The following is a 17,285-nucleotide window of genomic DNA, read 5'->3' as shown; positions in this document are numbered from 1 at the left end:
AAGCTGGTCACGGCTCATGCCGCCATATTGCTTACGCCACCGGTAGAACGTCAGCTCGGAAACGCCGATCTGGCGAACAGCATCCGCCATCGCCATGCCTTGGCCGCGCAAAACCTCAMCCTGCCGAAGCTTCGTGACGATCTCGTCGGGCTTGTGTCGCTTGTTTGCCATTGTGGTCCTCCTTCATGGTCAAAACCATACTTCAAGGTGGACCCGTTCAATGGGGGTGGATCAGCGTATCTGGTATCAGGTATTAGGTTCGCGGAGTTCAATCCGTCAGCGGCGGGCCATCCCAAACATGGATGGGTCAATACCGAGATCACGCCTGGCTGTGTAGATCGCCAAAGCATTCCAGACTATCGAGGTAAAGGACGCGCCCACGGCGGCGCCGATCGTACCGGCGAAATAAACCAGGGAGACGATAATGATCACTCCCACTGCATTCGATACGATCAGCAAGTTCAGCAGCGTATGCTGTTTACCGGTTAACTGAAGCAAAATGCTGGTCGGCCCGGCCATAGCATTGAACAGCTGCCCAACCATCAGCACCATCAGCGCGATCCACAACTCGTGGGTGGCAAAGCCAGGGTCGAACAGCCCAAGGGCGCACCTTCCGAAGATCGCGAAAAAGATCAGTCCTAACAATCCCACGCTCGCGCTGATTGCCGCGCCAAGCGACACGAAATGCTGAAGCTGTTGCTTCTCGTCCCTATAGTAGGCACGTGATATCTGAGGAGCCAGGACCTGGTTCAAGCCGGCAAGCGCAACCGAAATCAAAAGCGCAGAGCGCTGTGCCGCAAAGAAGGCTCCTGCCTCTACCGGTCCGAGGATTGCCAGGACGACAAGCGATACGCCATGTGCGATCGCAGGATTGAGAGCCGTTACCCCCCAAAGGCCAAGTGTCACGGATCTGAATTCTGCTTTTTGTTTCGGCTCCAGGGCCTTTCGGGGACTCAAATATGCCCGCACTACCAGGATCACGGTTTGTGGCAGAAGGACAAGGATGAGCAATGTGCCAGCGAGCAGAACAGCTTCAACAGCACCTATACGGCCCCAAACGAACCCGCATGCCCAGGCCGCCGCAATAGCAAGAAACCTCCAAAGAACTTCCTTGGGAAGCAAGGCGAGAAGAAGCCGACCTTGCGCCCGCAAGGCGCTCGACAACACCTCCGCCCATCCAAGCGCCACAAGAAGAAGCGCGGTTGAAGCCCCGAACGCAAACCAAACCGAACGTCCGACCGCCAGATCATACAGATAGGCGGCTGCACAAAGGGCGGCTGCGACCACGATCAGCCCGATGGCGCCGACGGAAACAGAAAGAAGCAGGAATGAGCGAGCGGCATCCGTATCGCCTCTGCCCTCCCATTCAGGCCAGAACCGCAAAATCGCGCTTTGCTGCCCCAGAGAGCCGGCGAAGGCAAGCAGGCTTGCCAGAGCGAAAGCCGAAGCAAAATAGCCGAACGCGCTTTCACCCGTAATCCTGGCCATGGCAATGAACATGACATAGGTCAAACCCGCCCCGGCCAGCTTGACCATTGCCGCCACGGCACCATCGCTTGCGAGCCGTAGAAAGGCGGAGCTTTGACGCAGATGGGGCCGGATTTTCATGTCGTGTCGCTATCATCGGTCAGTCGGACGTTCAATGCTTCCTTTCCGTACCGCCTGACAGCCTTCTGCGCAGATGCCTGATTTCCGGCAACTGAGCCCCTCTCGAACTGGGAGCTGTTCTTCCGATTTGCTTCTTTTTCGCCGTCTCGGGGCTTGCGCCGGAAACCCAACAACTATAAGGCTTTCGGCGGTTCGGAGCGTAGCGCAGCCCGGTAGCGCACTTGACTGGGGGTCAAGGGGTCGTGGGTTCGAATCCCGCCGCTCCGACCACTATCTCGCTTCCACATTAAGGCTCAGATAGGTCGGATCGAACTCGGCGAGCTCCGATAGCCGGTCCCAATCCCTGATCGTCACCCGGGAGCCCTCCCAGACTATGAATCCGGTTTCGCGGAGCTTCTTCACGTTGCGGTTTACGTGAACGATGGAAAGGCCGAGCATGTCACCGAGATCGGCCTGCGTGACCGGCAGCACGAAGGACCATTCGGTCACCTTCCCCACCGCATGCAGGCGCAGATACATCTCGCACAAGAGATGCGCCAGGCTGGCCTGGGCCGATCTGCGACCAACGGAAACCAGCCATTCCCTGTGAATCGCGGCGTCGATCACCGTGTTCAGCCACAAAAGCCGTGTCAGATGGGGATAGCGCTCCGTGATGAGCTTCAGCCGCTCATGCGGAACGATCGCGATCCTGCATTGGGTGAGCGCCACGATTGTGTGATCCATCACCTTCAGAACAAAGCTGTGCAGGTCAATGAAGTCGCCGTCGATGTGCAGCGAGGCAATCTGTCTGGTTCCGTCACGAAGGATCTTGCAGCGCGCGGTAAAACCCTCGATCAATAATATACTGTGGTTCAGCCGCGCGCCTTCGGCCACCAACTCACGGCCAGCCGCCACCATATCGATCTTGGCGATGGCAGCCTCGACTGCCTGCCTTTCCTCGTCAGACAATTCGTCGCGACGGGCGAGTTTGATCAAGAGTGGCTGAGACATGGCCCCGCCCGGATTGGTTCTTGTTCTCGTGATGCAGCCAGAAACGCAGCAGACGGAATGGTTTAGCTGGAAGCCAGCCTTGTGAATATGTCCAAAGTTATATCACGGCCCGTTTGCTACCGCACCTGATCAAGCAGACGCTTGCATTCAAGGAGATCGAAAAGCGCTTCCTGAAGCAGCGCCCGGTTGTCCTTGGAAAGGCGGCCGTCATCAGCCTGCACCGGGCCGTCGTCGCTCTTGCCCAGGCCGAAGAATCGCCGGCTGGGTTTTGCCGTCGGCGCTCCGACAAGCATCTCGTCCTCGCTCCCCCGCGCACGCTCGGCACCTGAACCCGTCTCCGTCTCGGTGTGTGCCTTCTGGGCGATGGCCTCCACAGCCGCCAGATCACCCCGTCCGACAGCGACAACGAACTGATTGCCATTGTCCCGCAAGAGCTTCTGCACACCCTTGATGGTATAGCCCTGATCGTAAAGCATGTGGCGGATGCCCTTGATCAGGTCGACATCCTGAGGCCTATAGTAGCGACGGCCTCCACCGCGCTTCATCGGCTTTATCTGCGTGAAACGGGTTTCCCAGAAGCGCAGCACATGCTGTGGCAGGTCCAGCTCTTCGGCGACCTCACTGATTGTGCGGAATGCGTCGGGGCTCTTGTCCAAGTAACGTCCTCGCAACCTGTCTTTGCGATTCGCACGTTATTTCAGACCTTTATACCGCGCTTTTCAAGCCTTGGAGAGTCCGGAGTCGACTTATCCAGAGCTTTCGGCGATTCGGCGTGTATCCCTCTGATGCGCAGCCAGGATGCGATCCTTCAACACATTCGATGCCTTGAAGGTCATCACCCGGCGCGGCAAGATCGGCACTTCTTCGCCGGTCTTCGGATTGCGACCGATGCGCTCGTTCTTTTCACGGACATGAAAGGTCGCAAAGGAAGAGAGCTTGACCGTTTCGCCGCGTACAATCGCCTCGCAGATCTCTTCAAGGACCATCTCGACGAGTTGTGCGGACTCGGTACGGGAAAGACCCACCTTCCGATATACGGCTTCAGCGAGATCGGCACGCGTGACTGTCTTTCCCCCCATCCGGCCGTCCAACCATCTCAAAATCTGAAAAAATACTTACGTCTCGAAGACGTTACAAAAATTAGTCAAGGCAGGTCAAGTGCCTGTCCGGACAACTGAAATTTCGCTGGCTTTACCAGCGCAACAGCACCGCGCCCCAAGTAAAGCCGCCGCCCATAGCTTCGAGCAGGACCAGATCGCCGGTCTTGATCTTTCCTTCGCCGACCGCATGGGCCAGAGCAAGCGGTACGGAGGCGGCTGAAGTATTGCCATGAAGGTGGACGGTGACAATCACCTTTTCTTCGGCAATGCCAAGCTTTTTGGCCGAGGCATCGATGATGCGTTTGTTGGCCTGATGGGGCACGAACCAGTCCAGATCATCCGCGGTTATACCGGACTTGGCGAACACGTCCTCCACGACGTCGGTGATCATGGCGACGGCATGCTTGAAAACCTCGCGCCCTTCCATGCGCAAATGACCGACCGTGCCGGTCGTAGACGGACCGCCATCAACATAGAGCTTTTCCCGATGCGTCCCATCCGATCGCAGGCTTGAAGCAAGTACCCCGCGATCGGCGGTCGTTCCCTTGCCTTCCACAGCTTCGAGCACCAAAGCGCCGGCGCCGTCGCCGAACAGAACGCAGGTGGTGCGGTCTTCCCAGTCGAGAATGCGCGAAAAAGTTTCCGAGCCGATGACCAGAATGCGCTTCGCCATGCCGCCGCGGATATACAGATCGGCCGTCGTCACGGCATAGACGAAGCCCGTGCAGACGGCCTGCATATCGAATGCGTAGCCATGCCGCATTCCGAGCCGCTCCTGAATTTCGACGGCGCTGGCAGGAAAGGTGTTGTTCGGGGTCGAAGTGGCAAGGAGGATCATGTCGATATCGTCCGGAGTCATTCCGGCCGCATCGAGAGCCTTGTGTGCGGCGGCTTCGCCAAGCGACACGGTCGTCTCATCCTCGGCGGCGATGTGGCGCTGCCTGATGCCGGTGCGCTGCACGATCCACTCGTCGGATGTGTCCACAAGCTTCTCGAATTCGGCATTCTTCATGATGCGGCGAGGCAAGGCAGAGCCGACGCCACGCACGGCGGATCTTATCATTTCGAGGTCCTATTCGTTGAGCGCCGCGTCATCCAGGGCGGAATTCGTGTCCGGCGGTTGCTGGCGCGCGTGGTACAGATCGAGGCTTGCGCGGGTCTTGTCCACCAACCGACTGCGGACCATCTCATATCCGAGCTCGACAGCAGCCGCGAACCCTTCATCGTCGGCGCTGCCATGGCTCTTCACCACCAGGCCGTTGAGGCCAAGGAAAACACCGCCGTTTATCTTGCGCACATCCATCCTTTCGCGCAGGCGCTCGAAAGCTCCTTTGGCAAAAAGATAACCGATGCGGGCCATAAAAGTTCGGTTCATCGCCTCACGCAGATATTCGGCGATCTGCCGAGCCGTTCCCTCAGCCACCTTCAGCGCGATATTGCCCGAAAAGCCTTCCGTCACGACCACATCCACGGTTCCCTTGCCGATGTCGTCGCCTTCCACGAAGCCGCGATAGTCCATGGAGTCGAGATTGGCGTCGCGCAGCATGCGCCCGGCTTCCTTCACCTCCTCCTGGCCCTTGATTTCCTCAACGCCGACATTCAGCAGGCCGACGCTCGGGCGGGCCACATCGAAGAGCGCATTGGCCATGGCTGCACCGAGAATGGCGAAATCGGCCAGTTGCTGGGCGTCGCCGCCGATGGTGGCGCCGACGTCCAGAACGATGCTCTCCCCGCGTATGGTCGGCCAGATGGCCGCGATCGCGGGGCGCTCGATATCCGCCATCGTGCGCAGGCAGAATTTCGACATGGCCATCAGGGCGCCGGTATTGCCGGCGGAGATGCAGACATCCGCCTCACCCGACTTCACCGCCTCTATGGCCTTCCACATGGAGGATTTCCACCGGCCCTGGCGGAGCGCCTGGCTTGGCTTGTCGTCCATGCGGACCGACACTTCGCAATGATGGAATTCGCCGACCGCGCGCAGCTTCGGCAGCTTGTCCAAAACCGGCAAGACAGCATCATCACGTCCGTAGATAACGAAACGGACGTCAGGCCGGCGCTCCACCACCTTGAGAAGCCCGGGGAGTGTCACCCGTGGGCCGTGGTCTCCGCCCATTGCGTCAATCGAAATGCGTATCACGCGATAACCGTCTCATCTGTGCCGGGATGGCGCAGCCAGAAAGAAGTTGCGGGGAAAATACCGGTTTTGCGTGGTCGCACAACCGTGATTTCTTGCCAACCCACGCAATTTCAACGCTGCGGATAAAGCTTTCTGAGCTTTTCATGGAGCGGGCCGGAAGGTTCGGCCTCGGGCACCGGCAGTTCCGATTCGATCGTCGAGCCGGCTTTGCGCGGGTAAGGGTCGATGCCAAGCTCGAAGAACTCCTCGGCAAGCGCGCCGACATCGATCGTGTCGCCGCTAAAGGTTTCGGGACTATCCGGTCCTTCTGCATCCAGCACCATCTCGCCGCCTTCCACCTCGTCGCGCGCCAGGCTCGAGCCTTCCGGCACGAAGACGGCGGAAATTTCCTCCTCTATGTGAGCAGCGAGAGGTTCGAGAGTCACCACGCAGGTCTGGACGATATCCGCCTTGACCGAGCCGCTGACGCGAACACCGTCCTTCTTCCAGGGAAGGATCGTTACATCGCTGCGGAAGTCCTCGACGGAGACCAGATCGTGACCGGCCGCCAACGCCTTGCGCTGTTCGGTATCGGCGATGATGGTCACAGGCATCCCCCTCTGCGGCAGCCTTTGCACATTCGCCATAAAGGATACAGGACTCTTCGAAATGGATTTCATGGTGCCGCCCTTTCCAGTTTTGAGAAGGGAGATGCACCTCTCAGTATGGCCTCGACCGGGACGTTCGAGCTGAGGCCGAAGGTCGCCAAGGCGTAGTCAGCCAGTTGATCTGCCTCCGGCCATTCCCCTGCCTCTGGTCTGACATTGCGCCTGAGAGCGGCAGCAAGCCCTGCCCTGTCGCCGCGGTCAATGGCCTCGCCATAAGCGCTCGCGCGCCCGTAAAACATCTGTGCCAGCTTCTTCATACGCTTCGGCACTCCCATGTCACCGATTCCGAGTTCACGCAGGGAATGCTCGAGATCACGGAAGAATTCGTCCGTAACGCCTTGCGCGATCTCCCTCGCGGCTCCGGTCTCCGCACGCATGCGGTGCAGGAACAGGAAAACATGCAGCGCTAGCATCTCGTAGCGGCCGAGCGGAGTATCCGGAACCTTCCATTCCGCATAGAAGACCGGCTGSCGCGCCTCCGCCACGATTTGCTCATAGACGGCATCGATAGTGGTTTGGCTGGACTTTCGGCCGCTGCCGAACAACTGCTTGAACATGGTGGGCGCTCTCCTTCGGGCCGGATCAGACAAGCGTCAGGTTGCATCGGCGCCAAAGCTGGTTTACCGGTTTTGCCGTTCGGCGCAAGGCAGGCACGACCGGCAAGCGGCGAAGTGGGGATATCTGATGGAGATGTTGTTGCTGTTGCGTGAAGTCAAGACCAGAGGTGCCGGCCGGGTCCTTTTCGCTAGCGTGCTCGGTGGTGCCGCGCTGGCGCTTTCAGGGTGCAGCGTCTCACAGACACTCGACACCCGCGAAACCCTGACCCAGGGCTATGTGATGGATGAGGACGCAATCGAACTCGTCCCTGTAGGATCGAGCCGTGAACAGGTCATGCTGGCCCTTGGCACGCCTTCCACGACCGCGACGTTCGACAACGAGGTCTTCTACTACATCTCGCAGACGCGCGTGCGCAACGCCGCCTTCATGAAACCCAAGATCGTCGATCAGCGGGTGCTTGCGGTCTATTTCGGTGACGATGATCGCGTCACGCAGATTGCCAATTACGGCCTCAAGGACGGCAAACTCTTCGACTTCATTTCCCGCACGACGCCGACCGGCGGCAAGGATCAGAACTTCCTTGGCCAGCTCATCTCCGGTGTCGCCAGCGGTGCCGCACCGCCCAATCCGTTCGGCCGCTGATTGCCGCTCATTTAAAGAAAAAGCCCGCGGGGATCCTCCTCGCGGGCTTTTTCTTGGCGATGCTCTCCCGTCAGTGTGCAAGCACCGCGAGCAAAAGCAACGCAATGATGTTGGTGATCTTGATCATCGGGTTCACAGCCGGGCCGGCCGTGTCCTTGTAGGGGTCGCCTACCGTGTCACCGGTGACTGAAGCCTTGTGAGCCTCCGATCCCTTGACATGCTTGACACCATCCTTGTCGATGAATCCATCTTCGAAGGATTTCTTGGCATTGTCCCATGCACCGCCGCCGGCGGTCATTGATATTGCCACGAAGAGACCGGTCGCGATGACGCCAAGGAGCATTGCACCGAGCGCAGAGAAAGCCTCGCCCTTGCCTGCGATCAGATAGATCACAAAGAAGGCTATGATCGGCGACAGCACTGGCAGGAGGGAGGGCACGATCATCTCCCGGATGGCGGCGCGCGTCAGCATGTCGACCGCGCGGCCGTAATCGGGTTTCTCCTTGCCTTCCATGATACCGGGCTTCTCGCGGAACTGACGGCGCACTTCCTCCACAACCGCTCCGCCAGCACGGCCCACGGCCGTCATCGACAAGCCGCCGAACAGGAAGGGCAGAAGCCCGCCGAACAGGAGACCGACGACCACATAGGGGTTGGTGAGCGCGAAATCGACCGTCACACCATCAAAGAAGGAGCCCGGCTCCGCATTGGCGGAGAAGAATTTCAGGTCTTCCGTATAAGCGGCGAAGAGCACCAGAGCACCGAGACCCGCCGAACCGATAGCATAGCCCTTGGTGACGGCCTTGGTGGTGTTGCCGACCGCGTCCAGCGCGTCGGTGGTTTTGCGCACTTCCGGAGGCAGATCGGACATTTCGGCGATGCCGCCGGCATTGTCCGTCACCGGGCCGAAGGCATCGAGCGCCACCACCATGCCGGCAAGGGCGAGCATGGTCGTCACCGCGATGGCGATGCCGAACAGGCCAGCCAGATTGAAACTGACGATGATGCCGGCAATGATGACGATGGCCGGGAGCGCAGTCGCTTCAAGCGAGACGGCAAGACCCTGGATGACATTCGTGCCATGCCCTGTCACTGATGCCTGGCTGATGGAACGCACAGGCCGATAGCCGACACCGGTATAGTATTCCGTGATCCAGATGATCAGGCCGGTAACGGCAAGGCCGACCAGACCGCACCAGAAGAGATCGCTGCCTGTGAAGCTGACGCCATTGCTGGCGCTGAACTCCGTTCCGCCTCCAAGCCAGCCCCATATCACGACCGCCAGCGCCACGAGCGAGAGGATCGCAGTGGCCCAGAAGCCCTTGTATAGGGCGCCCATGATGGAGTTGTTGGCGCCCAGCTTGACGAAGAAGGTGCCGATGATCGAGGTCACCACGCAGACACCGCCGATAACCAGCGGGAAGAGCATCAAAGTGGTCGCGACGTCACCGGTAAAGAAGATCGAGGCGAGCACCATGGTGGCGACGATCGTCACGACATAGGTCTCGAACAGATCAGCCGCCATGCCGGCGCAGTCGCCGACATTGTCACCGACATTGTCCGCGATCGTGGCCGGATTGCGCGGATCGTCTTCGGGAATGCCCGCTTCCACCTTGCCCACGAGGTCGCCACCGACATCCGCACCCTTGGTGAAGATGCCGCCGCCGAGACGGGCGAAGATCGAAATCAGCGAAGCACCGAAGCCGAGCGCCACCAGCGCATCGACTACAATGCGGTCAGTCGGCGCATAGCCCATCGCACCGGTAAGGATCGCGAAATAGACCGAGACGCCGAGCAGCGCCAGACCGGCGACGAGAAGGCCCGTGATCGCACCCGATTTGAAAGCGATTTCCAGGCCCGCAGCCAGGCTGTTGGAGGCGGCTTGCGCGGTGCGCACATTGGCCCGCACCGATACGTGCATGCCGATGAAGCCTGCTGCGCCGGAAAGCACCGCTCCGATCAGGAAGCCGATCGCGGCCGCGCCGGTGAGCAGCCACCAAGCGAGAATGAAGACCACGACGCCGACGATGGCGATCGTGGTATACTGACGTGTAAGATAAGCTTGTGCCCCCTCCCTGATGGCGGCGGCGATTTCCTGCATGCGCGCATTGCCCTGGTCGGCCGCAAGGACCGACTGAGTCGCCCAGATGGCGTATAGGACAGAGAGCAGGCCGCAGGCGATGACTACGTAAAGCATTGTCATTGCCGATTCCCTTGATTTCGACCCAATGGAACCCCTCCCCGGGTCATGTGGACGAAGGCCGCTGGACTCAGTGTCGCATGCGACCTTTCGTCAGGGGTTATCGGAAACGCCTTGCCTATCGTCAAGTCCGGCTGTTGCAGTTGAGCGCCTGCCGAGCATGACCAGGCCCCCAAGGCCCAGGAGGCAAAGACCTACCACCGGAAAAACGATCCAGTTGAGCATCTCCCAGCCCCACCAGTTGTAGACCAGCCCGGAAGACAGCGAGGCAAGCGCCACACTGCCGAACAGGATCCCGTCATGGAGGCCGAGCACCCTGCCCTTCTCAGAAGGTCGATAGGTATCGGCAACCATGGCCGTGGCGGCGATGAAGCTGAAGTTCCAGCCCAGACCCAACAGGATCAGCGATGTCCAGAACTGCCAGAGCGCGATGCCCGAAAGGGCCACGACCGCACAGCCAACCAGAAGCAGGAGACCGGCAGTCAAGATCGTTTCGCGGCCGAATCGCGAGATCAGCCGGCCTGTAAAGAAGCTCGGAGCGAACATCGCCATGACATGCCAGGAAATGCCGAGGGTCGCCTCATCCGGAGAGAAGCCGCAGCCGACCATTGCGAGCGGCGCACCGGTCATGACGAAGCTCATTAGCGCATATGAGCCGACGGCACAGAGCAGCCCGACCGTGAATCGCGGCTGAAGCACGATGGTCGACAAAGGGCGAGGCGGCGCATCGGCTGCCAGATCGCCCGCACCGTCACGGTCGCGCACACGCAGAAAGGAAAGGATGAGAGCGCCGACCGCGGCTAACCCCAGTATAGCGGCGAACGAGCCGGCGAACATGACCGGCGCCAGCAGCTCGCGCGTAAAGATGACGATCTGAGGGCCGACTATGGCCGTGATCACGCCGCCGGCAAGCACGAAGGAGATGGCGCGGGCCTTGAATTCCGGCGGTGCATTGTCGGCTGCCGCGAAACGGAATTGCTGCACGAACGCATTGCCAAGTCCGATGATCGTTAGTCCGAAGGCAAAAAGCCAGAAACTGCCATTGAAGAGACCAAGCGTGGCCGTGGCTCCACCCAAAGCGGTAAAGCCGGTGCCGGTCATGAAGCCATGACGCTGCCCCAGTACCCGGATGAGCGCTGCAGAGGGAATCGCACCCAGCGCCACGCCGACGCTGAAACCGGTGATCGGCAAGGTGGCGAGCGACTTGTCGCTTCCCAGGAGATAATGTCCCGCCAGGCCGCCAATGGAGATCGCGATTGGAGCAGCCGAGCCGACGATGGCCTGCGAGGCAGCGAGAATGATCGCCGTGCGCCTCGCTTCCCTTTCATCGACGGTCGCCGTCATGAGGCTCGTTCTCGGCCTCTTCCCTCTCCACGCACACGCCGTGCGACGCGATCAAGAACTGCATTGACCAGCTTGGGCTCGTCCTCCTCGTAGAAGGCCTTGGCGATGTCCACATACTCCGAAACGATCACCGGAACGGGGACGTCCTGCCGCTTCAGCAATTCATAGACCGCCGCGCGCAATATGGCGCGCAGGGTCGAATCGAGACGTGATAGCGGCCAATCATCGGTCAGGGATTGGCGGATGACAGGATCAATGGATTTCTGGTTCTCGACCACACCGGACAGGATTGCGCGGAACCATTGCGGATCGGCCTCGCGGTAGAGTTCGCCGTCCACCTCCTTGCCAAGCCGAAAAGATTCATATTCGGCCGTGATTTCGAGCAATCCACTGCCCGCGACATCCATCTGATAGAGCGCCTGAACGGCAGCCAGCCGCGCGGCTCCGCGTTTGTTCGCCGGCTTGTAGTCCATTGGGCGATCGTCGGATTCGGACGTCACTTCGTCATGCCCCCAGGCGTTCGCGCAATTCGATCATGGTGAGCGCGGCGCGTGCGGCAAAGCCGCCCTTGTCACCTTCGCTGAGCTTCGCTCGCGCCCATGCCTGTTCTTCGTTTTCCACTGTCAGAATGCCATTGCCGATGGCCAGCGCCTCCTCGACGGCGAGGTCCATCAAGGCACGGCTCGATTCATTTGCGACGATGTCGAAATGATAGGTCTCGCCGCGAATGACGCAGCCAAGCGCGACGAAGCCATCATAACGGGTTTCGCCATCGAGCGCGAAGGAGATCGCCGCCGGAATCTCCAAGGCGCCGGGCACGGTCACCACGTCATAAGCCGCACCGGCCTTGTCGAGGGCCGTCCTGGCTCCCTCCAGGAGAGCATCGGAAAGATCGTTGTAGAAACGCGCTTCCACGATAAGCAGTTTGAGGCCTTGCGATGACGGCATGGGAACTCCGGCGGGGTGGTCGTGTCTGGAACGAGGAGCTGAATTAGGCTTCTTTGGCGGCTTCCGCAAGCCGGGCCGCATACCGCGCCATTGTGTCCACCTCCAGGTTGACCCGATCCCCCGCGGATCGTTCGCTCCATGTGGTCACGGTCAACGAATGATGGATCAACAGAACGTCGAAAATATTGCCCTGGACGCCGTTCACCGTCAGGGATGTACCGTCCAGCGCGACCGATCCCTTGGGCGCGATGAATTTTGCGAGTTCCTTGGGCGCCCGCAGGCGGAAGCGCACGGCCTCCCCTTCTTCGCGCCGTTCAACGATCTCAGCCATGCCATCGACATGACCGGAAACGATATGTCCGCCGAGCTCGTCACCGATCTTCAGCGCGCGCTCTAGGTTGACGCGCGCTCCTTCCGTCCATTCTGCAACGGTGGTCAGGCGCAGGGCTTCCTCCCAGGCCTCCACGTCGAACCAGCGCTGGTTCGAGCCGCTATCCGGCAGCGCCACTACGGTCAAACAGACGCCCGCGCAGGCAATCGAAGCCCCAATCTCGATGGTCCTAGGATCATATCTTGTCTCGATACGGATGCGCACGCCCTTGGCCAGCGGCTTGACAGAGGTGACCGTGCCTACGTCCGTTACTATACCCGTGAACATCAGCCATTCCTCGTGAATTCGACATAGCCGTCGTCGCCGAAACGTGTCCGCCGGATTTCCCTGAACCCCTCCGGCAGTTGCGAAGCGGTGATCGGTGAATCGATGCCGTCTGCGCCAATAGTACCCGGTCCATTGAGCAATGCGATCCGGTCGACAAGCCCCTCCTCCAGCAAGGTTGCCGCCGTGCGCGCACCTCCTTCTACAAGGACACTCATCATTCCTTGCGCCGCAAGGTCCTCCATCAATTCGGGCAGCGCGATCATACCGTCATAAGTCTCCGCCCCGAGAAAGCGCACTCCCTGCGCAGCCAGCGCCTCGCGTCTCCCGCCATCCGCATCCTGGCCTGCTACGACGAAAAGTGGCACCTGACGTGCCGTCGCGACGAGCTTAGAGGCGAGAGGCAGGCGAAGATTTCGATCAAGTACGATGCGTGCCGGCGAACGTTGCTCCAGACCCGGCAAGCGGCATGTCAGTTCCGGATCATCGGCCAGCGCCGTGCCGATGCCGATCAGGATGGCATCTGCCTCGGCGCGCATCAAATGCACCTGCCTGCGGGCAATCTCGCCCGTGATCGCTATCTGCCCTTCACCCTTTCTGCCGATTTTTCCATCTGCGGAAACTGCAATTTTCAAAACCACTTCCGGACGTTTCTTAAGAGATCGTGTCAAGTATCCGGCCATTGCGTCGGCTGCCTCGGTGGCCAGCACACCTTCCACGACCTCGACCCCTCCCTCCCTCAGGATCGCATAGCCCTTCCCGGAAACGCGCGGATCAGGATCGCTGGCACCGCCAACCACGCGCGCCACTCCCGCGGTAACGAGGGCTTCGGCACAAGGCGGGGTGCGGCCGTGATGGGCGCAAGGCTCAAGCGTCACATAGGCTGTCGCTCCGCGTGCCAGTTCACCGGCCTGGGCCAGGGCTTCCGTTTCGGCATGCGGTCTGCCGCCGATAGCCGTCACGCCGCTGCCGACAATATAGGGTCCCTGCCCGTCATCTCTCACGATCAGCGTTGCTACCGACGGGTTGGTCGCTGTCAGACCAAGATGGCGGCGCGAAAGCCGGATGGCGGCCGCCATGAAGCGCCGGTCAGTCCCAGAGGGACTTCCACCTTCCGAGGGCATGATTCAACTCGTTTCCTCTTCGCCCCGCAACTCGCCCAGCACTTCCTGGAAATCCTTCGGCTCGCGGAAATTACGATAGACCGAGGCATAGCGGACATAGGCGACGTCATCGAGCGCCTTCAGCGCCTCCATGACAAGCGTTCCTATGTCGCCGGACGGGATTTCCGCCTCGCCGGAGCTTTCGAGCTGGCGCACGATGCCGCTGACGGCACGCTCGACCCGTTGCGGATCGACATTGCGCTTCCTGAGGGCAATGTCGAAGGAACGCATCAGCTTGTCGCGATCAAACGGCACCTTGCGGCCGGTCTTCTTGATGACCACCAGATCGCGAAGCTGCACCCGCTCAAAGGTGGTGAAGCGGCCGCCGCAGTCGGGACATATCCTGCGGCGTCTTATCGCCGCCCCGTCCTCGGCGGGACGCGAGTCCTTCACCTGTGTATCTTCCGATTGGCAGTAGGGGCAGCGCATTGGCAGTTCCGTTCAAGCGACTCTCAGCCGCGTAGACTTACCCCAAATACGGATAAAGCGGAAAGCGGTCCGTAAGCGCCACGACTTTTGCCTTCACAGCCTCTTCGACGGCGTGATTGCCCTCGTCGGAATTGGCCGCTTTGAGGCCATCGAGAACTTCGGCGATGAGCTGGCCGATCTCCTGGAACTCGGCGACCCCGAAACCGCGCGTGGTGCCGGCAGGCGTTCCAAGACGAATGCCCGAGGTCACGAACGGCTTTTCCGGATCGAAAGGAATACCGTTCTTGTTGCAGGTGATGTTGGCGCGGCCAAGGGCGGCCTCGGCACGTTTGCCGGTTGCGTTCTTGGGCCTCAGATCGACCAGCATCAGATGATTGTCCGTGCCGCCGGAAACGATATCGAGGCCAGTGCTCTTCAGGCTTTCCGCAAGCGCCTTGGCATTGGCGACAACATCATGAGCATAGGTTCTGAAGGAGGGCTGCAGCGCTTCTCCGAGCGCAACCGCCTTGGCTGCTATAACATGCATCAACGGACCACCCTGAAGACCGGGGAAAACCGCCGAATTGATCTTCTTGGCGATATCCTCTTCATTGGTCAGGATCATGCCGCCGCGCGGACCACGCAGCGATTTGTGCGTGGTTGTCGTGACTACATGCGCATGGGGCAAGGGCGAAGGGTGCACGCCGCCCGCGACCAGTCCGGCGATATGCGCCATATCGACCATCAGCCAGGCGCCGACCGAATCCGCAATCTCGCGGAAACGCTTCCAGTCCCAGATGCGCGAATAGGCGGTCCCGCCGGCGAGGATCAGCTTCGGCTTGTGCTCATTGGCCAGTCGCTCCACCTCGTCCATGTCGAGCAGATGATCGTCGCGGCGCACGCCATAGGAGACGACGTTGAACCATTTGCCGGACATGTTGACCGGCGATCCATGGGTGAGATGGCCGCCCGAATTGAGGTCGAGGCCCATGAAAGTGTCGCCCGGCTGAAGCAGAGCGAGAAACACCGCCTGGTTCATCTGGCTGCCGGAGTTCGGCTGCACATTGGCAAATTTGCACTCAAACAGCTTCTTGGCCCGTTCGATCGCCAGTTCCTCGGCGACATCCACAAACTGGCAACCGCCGTAATAGCGCTTGCCGGGATAGCCTTCGGCATATTTGTTCGTCAGGATCGACCCTTGCGCTTCAAGAACGGCGCGGGAAACGATGTTCTCCGACGCGATCAGCTCGATTTCGTGACGCTGGCGACCGAGTTCGTTGCGGATCGCAAGGAAGATATCTGGATCTATTTCCTCGAGTGGTGACGAGAAGAACGAGTCGGCCTGTGCCGAAACGGCATTCGCAATTGCCATGGCAGTTTCAACCTCTTGGGAACGGCGCGGAATGGCGCGCCATTAACATGTTTCAGGCGACCCTGCCACGTTCACGGCGCGAAAATTCCTGCCCTTGTTGCGCCATTCCAAAAGAAAAGCCGCCCCATCCGGAGCGGCTTTCGGACCTTTGCGCCAAAGCGATCAGAGAGCGGTCGAAATCTGCAGTTCCGCCGCACCGTCGCGGCCATAGATGTCATCGCGGAAATGCACGATGCCATCTCCGGTGGACCAGGCCGTGAAATAGGTGAAGTAGACCGGCACCGGATCGGCGAGATTGACCGGTACATTCTCTTCGGTCTTGATCGTCCTTTCAAAACGCTGGCGATCCCAGCCCTGCGTATTGCGCAGAAGCCAGGTGACAAGATCACGCACATTCTGCACACGAACGCAGCCCGAGGAATAGAAACGGTCCATGTCATGGAACAGCGTTTGCTGGGGCGTGTCGTGCATGTAGACGGCATGCGAATTCGGGAAATTGATCTTGACCGAGGCCATCGCGTTGATCTGACCCGGATCCTGTCGGAAGCGAAGATTGGCGGCCTCGTCTGTGGACCAGTCAATCGTCATCGGATCGATCTCGTTACCATCGGGGCCGAGGACACGGATATTATTGTCGGCCAGATAATTCGGGTTCTTGCGCATCAGCGGAATGATGTCCTTGCGGACGATCGACGCCGGCGCGTTCCAGTACGGGTTGATGATAATCTCGTTGATCTTGGAGCTCAGGATCGGAGTCTGACGATCGACCTTGCCGACAATTGCCGTATTGCGCATCACCACACGGCCATTCTCCACCGCCTCGATCTGGGCGGCGGGAATGTTGACCATGACATAGCGGTCGCCGAGGGGACCCGCCATGGAACGCAGCCGGACCAGATTGGTCTCTAGCTGACCGAGACGAAGCTGTGCCGAGGCATTCAGCGCGGCATAGGTAAATCTGCCTGTGACGCCGTCGCCAGGCAGGCCGTGACGAGCCTGGAAGCGCTTGAGTGCCGAATCCACGTAGGAATCGAAGGCTGGCGACATACCCGCCTGTTGCGGCAGATCGCCCGAAATCATCAGCCTGCGACGCAAAATTTCAACATCAGGGTCAATGACGCCAAGCTGGAGCTTTTTGTTCTCCGGCACCATTGGCCAGCCGCCGCTAGCGACGATCTGCTGATAATCGCGGATCGCTGCCTCAACATAGGCGATTGTCTGCGGGCTCATGATCGGCAGATGGGAGATCACCTCGCCGCGGCTGCTGCCGCCACGAGCATCGAACTGATCGTTCCAGCTGCCGCGCCGTGGCGCGTTGATTATGTCGTTAAGAACATTCTGTGCCAGTGCAGAGCCTGAAAACGCCGTCGCGGCAAGCGCGCCGGCAGTGGTCAGAAACTTGCGACGATTGGTTTGCATCTTTTCCGCTATCCCATCAAAACATTCGCAGCGAGGACATTTCAGCCAATACTTTTGCCGGGCATCGTTAACATACCGCTAACCATGTCCA

19 protein-coding genes and 1 tRNA gene are annotated in these 17,285 nt (G+C 60.0%); 2 read left to right on the top strand and 18 right to left on the bottom strand.

Features of this window, described 5'->3' with window-relative positions; translation table 11 throughout:
- Nucleotides 1-171 (bottom strand): transposase (locus L598_RS01500; RefSeq protein ID WP_144859335.1); only part of this gene is annotated, 171 nt, incomplete at its 3' end.
- Between the two features lie 105 nt (nt 172-276).
- Nucleotides 277-1,608 carry a lipopolysaccharide biosynthesis protein gene (locus tag L598_RS01495; RefSeq protein WP_144859333.1) on the bottom strand — a complete coding sequence of 444 codons (1,332 nt, stop codon included), beginning with the start codon at nt 1,606-1,608 and terminating at the stop codon, nt 277-279.
- A 193-nt stretch (nt 1,609-1,801) separates the two neighbouring features.
- Between L598_RS01495 and L598_RS01490 the strand changes: the two genes are divergently transcribed.
- Nucleotides 1,802-1,878 (top strand) — tRNA-Pro (locus tag L598_RS01490).
- On the opposite strand, the gene L598_RS01485 is transcribed toward L598_RS01490, so the two are convergent.
- From L598_RS01485 to L598_RS01455, 7 genes are all read right to left on the bottom strand, one after another.
- A complete protein-coding gene (locus L598_RS01485; RefSeq protein ID WP_144859331.1) occupies nt 1,879-2,598 on the bottom strand; it encodes a Crp/Fnr family transcriptional regulator in 720 nt (239 codons plus the stop codon).
- 116 nt (nt 2,599-2,714) lie between these two features.
- Entirely contained in the window at nt 2,715-3,254 is a 540-nt protein-coding gene (locus tag L598_RS01480) for a MerR family transcriptional regulator (protein WP_144859329.1), read from the bottom strand.
- Between the two features lie 90 nt (nt 3,255-3,344).
- A complete protein-coding gene (locus L598_RS01475; protein WP_144859327.1) occupies nt 3,345-3,677 on the bottom strand; it encodes an integration host factor subunit alpha in 333 nt (110 codons plus the stop codon).
- Between the two features lie 112 nt (nt 3,678-3,789).
- Nucleotides 3,790-4,761 (bottom strand): beta-ketoacyl-ACP synthase III, encoded by a 972-nt coding sequence (locus L598_RS01470; protein WP_144859325.1) that lies wholly within the window; start codon nt 4,759-4,761, stop codon nt 3,790-3,792.
- A gap of 9 nt (nt 4,762-4,770) precedes the next feature.
- Nucleotides 4,771-5,838, bottom strand: coding sequence for a phosphate acyltransferase PlsX (gene plsX / locus L598_RS01465; protein WP_144859323.1), 1,068 nt, complete (start codon nt 5,836-5,838; stop codon nt 4,771-4,773).
- 110 nt (nt 5,839-5,948) lie between these two features.
- Entirely contained in the window at nt 5,949-6,497 is a 549-nt protein-coding gene (locus L598_RS01460) for a DUF177 domain-containing protein (protein WP_144859321.1), read from the bottom strand.
- Entirely contained in the window at nt 6,494-7,042 is a 549-nt protein-coding gene (locus L598_RS01455) for a ubiquinol-cytochrome C chaperone family protein (RefSeq protein WP_144859319.1), read from the bottom strand. The genes L598_RS01460 and L598_RS01455 overlap by 4 nt, the downstream gene beginning before the upstream one ends.
- A 127-nt stretch (nt 7,043-7,169) precedes the next feature.
- Here L598_RS01455 and L598_RS01450 point away from each other — a divergent pair, with 127 nt between their 5' ends.
- Complete coding sequence (locus tag L598_RS01450; RefSeq protein WP_144859317.1) at nt 7,170-7,685, top strand: outer membrane protein assembly factor BamE; 516 nt, start codon at nt 7,170-7,172, stop codon at nt 7,683-7,685.
- 70 nt (nt 7,686-7,755) lie between these two features.
- Here the strand turns inward: L598_RS01450 and L598_RS01445 are convergent, their stop codons facing one another.
- The 9 genes from L598_RS01445 to L598_RS01405 all read right to left on the bottom strand — a co-directional run bounded on the left by L598_RS01445 (nt 7,756) and on the right by L598_RS01405 (nt 17,194).
- Nucleotides 7,756-9,888 (bottom strand): sodium-translocating pyrophosphatase, encoded by a 2,133-nt coding sequence (locus L598_RS01445; RefSeq protein WP_144859315.1) that lies wholly within the window; start codon nt 9,886-9,888, stop codon nt 7,756-7,758.
- Between the two features lie 90 nt (nt 9,889-9,978).
- Complete coding sequence (locus L598_RS01440; RefSeq protein WP_144859313.1) at nt 9,979-11,229, bottom strand: MFS transporter; 1,251 nt, start codon at nt 11,227-11,229, stop codon at nt 9,979-9,981.
- Nucleotides 11,226-11,702 carry a transcription antitermination factor NusB gene (nusB, locus tag L598_RS01435; RefSeq protein WP_144859311.1) on the bottom strand — a complete coding sequence of 159 codons (477 nt, stop codon included), beginning with the start codon at nt 11,700-11,702 and terminating at the stop codon, nt 11,226-11,228. The genes L598_RS01440 and nusB overlap by 4 nt, the downstream gene beginning before the upstream one ends.
- Before the next feature lie 31 nt (nt 11,703-11,733).
- On the bottom strand, nt 11,734-12,177 hold the full coding sequence (locus tag L598_RS01430; protein WP_144859309.1) for a 6,7-dimethyl-8-ribityllumazine synthase: 444 nt from the start codon (nt 12,175-12,177) through the stop codon (nt 11,734-11,736).
- Nucleotides 12,178-12,220: 43 nt separating this feature from the next.
- Nucleotides 12,221-12,835, bottom strand: coding sequence for a riboflavin synthase (locus L598_RS01425; RefSeq protein ID WP_144859307.1), 615 nt, complete (start codon nt 12,833-12,835; stop codon nt 12,221-12,223).
- Nucleotides 12,835-13,956: a bifunctional diaminohydroxyphosphoribosylaminopyrimidine deaminase/5-amino-6-(5-phosphoribosylamino)uracil reductase RibD gene (ribD, locus tag L598_RS01420; protein WP_144859305.1), complete on the bottom strand. Its 1,122-nt coding sequence runs from the start codon at nt 13,954-13,956 to the stop codon at nt 12,835-12,837. Before ribD ends, L598_RS01425 begins: the two co-directional genes overlap by 1 nt.
- A gap of 3 nt (nt 13,957-13,959) precedes the next feature.
- Nucleotides 13,960-14,424, bottom strand: coding sequence for a transcriptional regulator NrdR (gene nrdR / locus L598_RS01415; RefSeq protein ID WP_144859303.1), 465 nt, complete (start codon nt 14,422-14,424; stop codon nt 13,960-13,962).
- Nucleotides 14,425-14,461: 37 nt separating this feature from the next.
- Nucleotides 14,462-15,775: a serine hydroxymethyltransferase gene (gene glyA / locus L598_RS01410; protein ID WP_144859301.1), complete on the bottom strand. Its 1,314-nt coding sequence runs from the start codon at nt 15,773-15,775 to the stop codon at nt 14,462-14,464.
- Between the two features lie 162 nt (nt 15,776-15,937).
- On the bottom strand, nt 15,938-17,194 hold the full coding sequence (locus tag L598_RS01405; protein WP_144859298.1) for a L,D-transpeptidase family protein: 1,257 nt from the start codon (nt 17,192-17,194) through the stop codon (nt 15,938-15,940).
- Nucleotides 17,195-17,285 lie beyond the last annotated feature (91 nt).

The sequence above is a fragment of the Mesorhizobium sp. J18 genome, assembly GCF_007829525.1.
Classification (GTDB): Bacteria; Pseudomonadota; Alphaproteobacteria; order Rhizobiales; family Rhizobiaceae; genus VLJP01.
This window is presented reverse-complemented; position numbering and strand designations above follow the sequence as displayed.